This window comes from Burkholderia territorii (assembly GCF_902833055.1).
GTDB lineage: Bacteria > Pseudomonadota > Gammaproteobacteria > Burkholderiales > Burkholderiaceae > Burkholderia > Burkholderia territorii.
This window is the reverse complement of the sequence record NZ_CADFEJ010000032.1, coordinates 37363-45243: the sequence shown is the minus strand read 5'-3', so window position 1 is coordinate 45243 and position 7881 is coordinate 37363. Positions and strand designations below refer to the sequence as shown.

Sequence of the window (7881 nt, the reverse complement as noted above, 5' to 3'; positions counted from 1 at the left end):
CGCGAGCACGAACAGCGCGCTCATCCACAGGATCGCGGACTGGCTCGACAGGAAATACTTGAGGAAGAACGCCGAATCGGCGCGCGCGAGATCGCCCTGGTAGATCTGGATCGACAGCAGCGACAACACCGCGATCGACGCCATCATCAGCCGCGCGGGCTTCCAGCGCCAGCCCAGTGCGACAAGCGCCGGCACGGTGCCGATCATCACCGCCTTGTCGTAGTAATTCATGTGTTCGTTGTAATGCACGAACGCATAGCCCGCGCCGACCACGAGTGCCAAAGCGAAGATCCAGTCGACGATCGACAGGCGCGCGAGGAACGGGCGGTCGTCGAACAACGGCGCCGGATTCGGGGCCTGGACCGGCCCCGAACGGGAAGAGGAAGCTTGAGTGAGATCCATGATGTTACCGGGTGGAATTCTCGGAATCGGAACCGTCGCCGGCTGGCGGACGGACAGTCGCTGCCGCACCGGCCGGTGCGGCGTCGCGCGGCGTGGCGCGCAAGGCGGCGCCGGCCGCGTCGCGCGTCTGCACGAATTCTTTCTCGAAATCGAAGGTCTTGCGGGCCGTGGACATCGCCATCACCACATCGACGCCCGAACCGGCGTCCTTGAGCCAGAACCAGAGCCGCCGCTCGCGCACGTAGAACATCGAGAAGATGCCGGCGACCAACAGCAGGCTGCCAAGATACACCAGATTCTTGCCGGGTGCGCGCGTCAGCTGAAATACCGAAGCTTGCACCTGCTTGAACGAGTCGAGCTGCAAATAGACCGGCGATCCGTACAAGAAGCTGTCGGATAACGCGTTGATCGCGTTCTGCACGAAGCGGATCGTGTCGGTGCCCTGCTGCGCGGCCGGCTCGCCGGCGCGCTCGCGCGCGATCTGCCACACCTCCCACATCGAACCTTCGAGCATGCGCAGCAGCAGGCTCGCCGCCTTTTCCTGCTCGGCCTTCGGCACCGAGCGGTCGATGAACGTCGCCACTGCCTGGAAGCCGCCGACCGGCTGGCCGTCGGCGCCGCGGCCGATGCTGTCGTCGCTCGCCGCGAAGAGGGTCAGCACCTTGAACGCGCTGTCCTGCAGGCGGCCGCGCAGCGACGCTTCGGTCGTCGGCAGCGAACGCTGCGCGAAACGTGCGGCGGCGTCGGCGCGCACGGCCGGGTCCTCGAGCGCGGCGCGCAGGCGCATCCATTCGCCGATCGAATCCTGGCTGTCGGCCGGAATCCGCATGTAGCGGAACGGGTCGTTCGGGCTCGCGCGCACGCCGGCGAGGAACACGCGCGTGCCGCCCATGTCGACGGGCAGCATGTAGTTGTTAAATTCGCGTGCCTGGCCGTCCTTGCCGCGAATCTTGTATTGCACCGACGGGCCGATGTTGTGGAGCTGCATCGGCTTCGACGTCTTCGCGCCCGAACCGAGCCGCTCGTCGAATGCTTCCTTGAGCGATTCCGTCTTCGCGACGCCGCGCACGTCCGGCTTGCCGTTCGCGTCCGCCATGTTCTCCACGTTGATCGCGCGGAAGTCGGAGAATTCGATCGTGTCGCCGTCACTGCCGGGCATCTGCAGCGGCGCCGTGCTGCCGATCGTGCCCTTCACCGCGAAGGTCTTCGCGTTCCCGCCCGTCATCGGGTAGGCGGTCATCTCCATCTGCGAGCCGCCGTCCTGGAAGCTCGACTGATAGATCGACACGCCCTTGTACGTGAACGGCTTGTTGACCTCGACGCGCGCCGGAATCTTCTGGCCCGTCTCGCGATCGATCACGACGATGTCGCTCGCGAACAGCTTCGGCATCCCGGTCGTGTAGTAGTCGACGATGAATTTGTTGAGCTGGATCGAGAACGGCAGGTCCTGGATCAGCGAGCCGCTCGGCTGGTTCAGGATCGCGGTCGACACGAACTGGCCTTCCGGCACCCACGCATAGCCGCGGAACGTGGGGTTCGACGCCGACAACCGATGGTCGGGCGAGATCTCGCTGATCGTCGCGCTGGTGTTGACCGGGCTCTTGCCGAACATCCACATCTGGAATTTGATCGGCAGGTTGCTGTCCAGCAGGCCGCCGATGCAGATCACGACGATCGCAAGGTGCGCGGAGATGTAGCCCCACTTCGTCAGCGCGCCGCGTTTCGCGGAGATCAGCGTCGCACCTTCGGATTCACGCACGACGTGCTTGTAGCCTGCCTTGGTGACGAACGTGGCGAGCGTGGCCGCAACGCTCGCGCGCGTGCCGGACACCGAGTATTCGGCCTTGTGGTGGAACGCGCGCAGGCTGCCTTCGCGGACCTTGTCCTTCCAGCTCTTCGCATCCGCAAGCATCTTCGGCGCGTTGCGGATCACGCACAGCGAGATCGACACGACGAGGAAGATCAGGATCAGCATGAACCACCACGCGCTGTACACGTTGTACAGGCCGAGCGACCGGAAGATGTCGGCCCAGAACGGCCCGAACTGGTTCACGTAGTTCGGATACGGGTCGTCTTGCGTCAGAACCGTGCCGACGATGCTCGCGATCGACAACACCACCAGCAGCGCGATCGCGAAGCGCATCGAGCTCAGCAGCTCGACCGCGCGCCTGGACGCACTTTGACCCGACTTCGACTGCAACCCCGACGTGGTAACGCTCATTCAAACTCCGACTGACAACAAAAAAGGGCAAGGCGGCCGCAATCACGCGGCGCCCCACCCTTTTCTTGTTCTGACTCCGGCCGCCCTTCGGGCGCCCGGTCATTCCATTCGCGACCGTCCGTTCAACGCAGGCCCGCGATGTAATCCGCGACGGCCTTGATCTCGTTGTCCGACAGACGCGATGCGATCTGATGCATCGCCTCGTTGTTGTTGCGCGCGCCGGCACCTTGCTGGAACGCGGTCAACTGGGCAACCGTGTAATCGGCCCACTGCCCCGACAGACGCGGGTACTGGACCGGAATTCCCTGTCCCGTCGGCCCGTGGCAGCTCGCGCAGGCGGGCACTCCCTTTTCCGCGATGCCGCCGCGATAGATCTTCTGGCCGATCGGCACGGTCGCCGCATCGCGCGCGGTGCCGAGCTTGGTCGTCTGCGACCCGTAATACGCGGCGACGTTGCGCATGTCGTCCGCGCTCAACGCGCTCGCGAACCCGACCATCACCGGATTGGTCCGCGCCGGCCCCTTCGCGCCCGGCTGGGTCTTGAAGTCGTTCAACTGCTTGACCAGATATTCGGGATGCTGGCCGGCGAGCTTCGGGAAACTGCCCGATGCACTGTTGCCGTCGGCACCGTGGCACGACGCGCAAACTTGCCCGGCAATCGCCTTGCCGCGATCGAGATCCGGCTTTGCCGCATCTGCCGCGTTTGCCTCCGCTACGAAACCTACGAACCCTGCTGCAACCTGAAGCACCATCAGAGACTTGCACAGTCGATTCATTCGCACACCCTGTTTCGTCTTGTGGGAATTTGAGGTTCTGCAAAAAACGACGTCGACCAGTCTACCGCAGAAGCTGCATAAAAGCGCGAGGCAGGCGCCTGCAGCCCGTCGGCAAAACCGGCGTATTGTACAATATCGCGCTGAAAGCTCCCGCGCCTATCGGGGCTACCCCGCCTCCACCAAGCGGCTCACGCCGCCCCGTCCCTCCGGTTTTCCCCATGGCCTTTTTGCTCCATCAAGCCCGCTTCTACACGACCGTCAACCATCTGCGCGACCTGCCGCCGACGGTTCAGCCGGAAATCGCGTTCGCGGGCCGCTCGAATGCCGGCAAATCGACGGCGATCAACGTGCTGTGCAATCAGAAACGGCTCGCCTTCGCGTCGAAGACGCCCGGCCGCACCCAGCACATCAACTACTTCTCCGTCGGCCCGGCCGCCGAGCCCGTCGCGAACCTCGTCGATCTGCCCGGCTACGGCTACGCGGAAGTGCCGGGGGCCGCGAAGGCCCACTGGGAAATGCTGCTGTCGTCCTATCTCGCGACGCGTTCGCAGCTGTGCGGGCTGATCCTGATGATGGATTCGCGCCGCCCGCTGACCGACCTCGATCGCCGGATGATCGAGTGGTTCGCGCCGACCGGCAAGCCGATCCATACGCTGCTGACGAAGTGCGACAAATTGACGCGCCAGGAAAGCATCAACGCGCTGCGCAACACGCAGAAAGGCCTCGACGCGTATCGCGACCAGGGCGTGAAGGGCAAGCTGACGGTCCAGCTGTTCTCGGCGCTGAAGCGCACGGGGCTCGACGAGGCTCATGAACTGATCGAGAGCTGGGTGCGGCCGTCCGCCGCCGACGAAAATGGCGAGCCTGTAGCACAATGAGCGGGCAACGCGCGGCCCGGATCGGCCGTGCGCACCTGGCGGTATCTGTCGATTCGGCCGGCTCATAAAAAAACCCGCCGTCGAACGGCGGGTCAAACAGCCTAATCGAATAACGACAGGCACCCGCTCAGGGAGGAGAAGCGGGGAGTTGCACGCGACGCGTGCCGCTCGATCGCTATCATATACCAACGATCTCGAAAATGACCTAAGGGTTCCGTAAGGTTCTTCTTGCCCTGATTTCTGCCAAATCGCCATGAGCTTCCATCCGCTTCATCGTCCGCGCCGGATGCGCCGCGACGACTTCTCCCGCCGCCTGATGCGCGAAAACCGCCTGACCACCGACGACCTGATCTATCCGGTGTTCGTTGTCGATGGCACCAACGAACGCCAGGCCGTCCCGTCGATGCCCGGCGTCGAGCGCGTATCGGTCGATCTGCTGATGCACGTCGCCGAGCAATGCGTCGAACTCGGCGTGCCCGTGCTGTCGCTGTTCCCGGCGATCGAGCCGTCGCTTAAGACGCCTGACGGTCGCGAAGCGGCCAATCCGGAAGGCGTGATCCCGCGCGCCGTGCGCGAACTGAAGAAGCGCTTCCCCGAACTCGGCGTGCTGACCGACGTGGCGCTCGATCCGTACACGAGCCACGGCCAGGATGGCGTGCTCGACGAAAACGGCTACGTGATCAACGACGAGACGATCGAGATCCTGGTCGACCAGGCGCGCGCGCAGGCGGAAGCCGGCGTCGACATCGTCGCACCGTCGGACATGATGGACGGCCGCATCGGCGCGGTCCGCGAAATGCTGGAAAGCGACGGCCATATCCACACGCGCATCATGGCGTACTCGGCCAAGTTCGCGTCGGCGTTCTACGGTCCGTTCCGCGATGCGGTCGGCTCCGCATCCAATCTGGGCAAGGGCAACAAGATGACCTACCAGATGGATCCGGCGAACAGCGACGAAGCGTTGCGCGAAGTGCGCCTCGATATCGACGAAGGCGCCGACATGGTGATGGTCAAACCCGGCATGCCGTATCTCGACATCGTGCGCCGCGTGAAGGACGAGTTCCGGTTCCCGACCTACGTGTACCAGGTGAGCGGCGAATACGCGATGCTTAAGGCCGCCGCGATGAACGGCTGGCTCGACCACGACAAGGTCGTGCTCGAATCGCTGCTCGCATTCAAGCGCGCAGGCGCCGACGGTGTCCTCACCTACTTCGCGCTCGATGCTGCCCGTCTGCTGAAAGCGCAGCGCTGAGCCGCACGACGGCGAGCGTCAACGAAAACGGCGGGACACTTCATCGGTGTCCCGCCGTTTTGCATTTGCTCGTCCGCAAGGTGCAGCGAGCGCGCAGTTGCGCGGGCGCGCGTTACACCGTCGGCACCGCCGCGCGATCGAGGCTGCGCAGGAACGTGTCGGCCGCCTGATAGCCGACCACGCGGCCGATTTCGTTGCCGTTGCGATCGAAGAAGATGATGCCCGGCGGCCCGAAGAGGTTGAAGCGCTTGAGCAGCGCCTGGTCGTCCGGATTGTTCGCGGTGACATCCGCGCGCACCAGGTGAAGCTGCGCGAGCCGCGCCTGCACGCGCGAATCGGTGAACGTCAGATGCTCCATTTCCTTGCAGCTCACGCACCAGTCCGCGTAGAAGTCGAGCATCACCGGCCGGCTCGATGTCTTCAGCAGCGCATCGAGTTCACCACTGGAACGCACCGACGCGAAAGCGGGGCCCGCCTGTGTCGAAGCCGCGCTCGCTGCCGATGCATCGCCCGACGCAACCGTGCGCGCCGCGAGTACGGCGAGCGGCTTCACGGGGTCGTTGGAGCCCGCCGCGAGCCCGACGAGCAGCGTGGCTGCCCAGATCGCGAGCGCCGCTCCGAGGCCGCGACCGAGACGGCGCCAGATCGACGCGGCGCCTGCATGCGGCGTGAACAGGCCGAGCGCCGCAGCCGCGACGAGCAGCCACAACGCGGCGAGCACCATCTTGAGCCCGCCCGCGAGTACCGGCCACACGATCCACAGCGCGGCGGCGAGCAGCACGATGCCGAAGAACACCTTCACGCCATCCATCCATGCGCCCGCGCGCGGCAGCACCGTGCCGGCACCGATGCCGACGACGAGCAGCGGCACGCCGAGCCCGAGCCCCATCGCGAACAGCGCGGCGCCGCCGAGCCACGCATTGCCGGTGTGCGCGATGAACGCGAGCACCGCGAACAACGGTGCCGTCATGCATGCACCGACGACCAGCGCCGACAACGCGCCCATCGCGGCGACCGCGACGAAGTGACCGCCCTGCCGCGCGCGCGACGCTTCGGCCGCACCGTTCTGCCAGCGCTCGGGCAATGCGATGTCCTTGCCGGAAATCAGCGACACCGCGAATGCCGTGAGCAACACGCCGAACGCGCCGAGCACCCACGGATTCTGCAGCCACGCGCCGAGGCTCTGGCCGACCAGCGCCGCCGCGATGCCCAGCACCGTATAGACGAGCGCCATGCCGACCACGTACGTCAGCGACAGCGCAAAGCCGCGCGCATGCGTCGCCCGCGTACCCTGCCCGATGATGATCGCTGACACGATCGGAATCATCGGATACGAACAGGGCAGCAGACTCAGCACGACGCCCGCGACGAAATACAGCGCGACGATCGTGAAGAAGCCGTGCCCCTCGAGCAGCGACTGCGCGAAATCCGCGCTCGTGACCCTGTCGAACCAGGTATCCGCGGCCGGTGCGCCGCCGGCCGGCGCAGCCGCGCCCAGCGCCGCGCCGTCGACCTTCACGACATGCTCCGCGGGCGGATAGCAGATCCCTTCGTCGGCGCATCCCTGCGACGTTACGGCAAGCTCGAACGGCCCCGCGGCCTGCTTGACCGGCACATGAATCACAACCTCGTCGCGATAGGTCTCGACTTCCTTCTGGAACGTCTGGTCGAACTTGACATGACCGGCCGGAAACTGGGGATCGCCGAGCGTCGCCTGCCCGCCCTTCACCGCGAACGCGAACCGCTCTCGGTACAGGTAATAGCCATTGGCGACCTTGAAGCGGACGTCGACCTGCCCCGGCGCTTCGCTCGCGCTGAACTTGAATGCGACCGACGGATCGAGAAAATCGTCCGCCGCGCGCGCGGCCGACAGGCCGCCCAGCACCAACATGAACGACAACAGGACTGCGAGGACCCGCAGCGTGCGCACGCGTACGGAAAGCGCCATACCGTTAAACATGAAATAGACGTTGAGTTTCGTTCGTCACCCACTGGCCGTACGCGGCCGAAGCCGTCGCCTGCCACGAGACGACTTCCGGCGTCTCGTACGGATGATGCGCGAGAATAAATCGCTCCAGTTCGAGCGAGCGCACGGGGCTCGTCTTGAACAGCAACTGGATCTCGTCGGTCGTTTCGACCTTGCCCTGCCAGTGGTAGCGCGACTTGATCGCACCGAGTTCGGACACGCACGCGGCAAGCCGCGCATCGAGCGCGCCGTCGGCGAGCGCCGCGGCCGTCGCCGCGTCCGGCACCGTCGTGAGCATCAATACCACCACCATACGTGCCCTCCTGGCTGGTTTTTATCGGCTTGCGGCGCCACGAATCGCCCATCCAAGGCCCCCGCCGACAGTT

Annotated in this window: 6 protein-coding genes and 1 pseudogene; 2 read left to right on the top strand and 5 right to left on the bottom strand. The window is 65.2% G+C overall.

Annotation, left to right across the window (positions count from 1 at the left end; all coding sequences use genetic code 11):
• From HW466_RS29860 to HW466_RS29850, 3 genes and pseudogenes are all read right to left on the bottom strand, one after another.
• A pseudogene (locus HW466_RS29860) lies at window positions 1-402 on the bottom strand (c-type cytochrome biogenesis protein CcsB); the annotation flags it as partial.
• A 4-nt stretch (window positions 403-406) separates the two neighbouring features.
• Complete coding sequence (locus HW466_RS29855) at window positions 407-2623, bottom strand: cytochrome c biogenesis protein ResB (protein ID WP_059543989.1); 2217 nt, start codon at window positions 2621-2623, stop codon at window positions 407-409.
• A 122-nt stretch (window positions 2624-2745) separates the two neighbouring features.
• Window positions 2746-3399, bottom strand: coding sequence for a c-type cytochrome (locus tag HW466_RS29850; protein WP_059505751.1), 654 nt, complete (start codon window positions 3397-3399; stop codon window positions 2746-2748).
• 218 nt (window positions 3400-3617) lie between these two features.
• Between HW466_RS29850 and yihA the strand changes: the two genes are divergently transcribed.
• Together yihA and hemB are read left to right on the top strand one after the other, a co-directional pair.
• Window positions 3618-4277, top strand: coding sequence for a ribosome biogenesis GTP-binding protein YihA/YsxC (gene yihA, locus HW466_RS29845; RefSeq protein ID WP_151003631.1), 660 nt, complete (start codon window positions 3618-3620; stop codon window positions 4275-4277).
• A 253-nt stretch (window positions 4278-4530) separates the two neighbouring features.
• On the top strand, window positions 4531-5529 hold the full coding sequence (hemB, locus tag HW466_RS29840) for a porphobilinogen synthase (protein ID WP_059505746.1): 999 nt from the start codon (window positions 4531-4533) through the stop codon (window positions 5527-5529).
• Between the two features lie 112 nt (window positions 5530-5641).
• On the opposite strand, the gene dsbD is transcribed toward hemB, so the two are convergent.
• On the bottom strand, window positions 5642-7489 hold the full coding sequence (gene dsbD / locus HW466_RS29835; protein WP_151003633.1) for a protein-disulfide reductase DsbD: 1848 nt from the start codon (window positions 7487-7489) through the stop codon (window positions 5642-5644).
• Window positions 7482-7808 carry a divalent-cation tolerance protein CutA gene (gene cutA, locus HW466_RS29830; protein ID WP_060295636.1) on the bottom strand — a complete coding sequence of 109 codons (327 nt, stop codon included), beginning with the start codon at window positions 7806-7808 and terminating at the stop codon, window positions 7482-7484. Before cutA ends, dsbD begins: the two co-directional genes overlap by 8 nt.
• Window positions 7809-7881 lie beyond the last annotated feature (73 nt).

Bases quoted from the DNA above. Each gene is read 5' to 3' on its own strand.
- HW466_RS29855 (WP_059543989.1), bottom strand. From the start codon at position 2,623: ATGAGCGTTACCACGTCGGGGTTGCAGTCGAAGTCGGGTCAAAGTGCG.
- HW466_RS29850 (WP_059505751.1), bottom strand. From the start codon at position 3,399: ATGAATCGACTGTGCAAGTCTCTGATGGTGCTTCAGGTTGCAGCAGGG.
- yihA (WP_151003631.1), top strand. From the start codon at position 3,618: ATGGCCTTTTTGCTCCATCAAGCCCGCTTCTACACGACCGTCAACCAT.
- hemB (WP_059505746.1), top strand. From the start codon at position 4,531: ATGAGCTTCCATCCGCTTCATCGTCCGCGCCGGATGCGCCGCGACGAC.
- dsbD (WP_151003633.1), bottom strand. From the start codon at position 7,489: ATGTTTAACGGTATGGCGCTTTCCGTACGCGTGCGCACGCTGCGGGTC.
- cutA (WP_060295636.1), bottom strand. From the start codon at position 7,808: ATGGTGGTGGTATTGATGCTCACGACGGTGCCGGACGCGGCGACGGCC.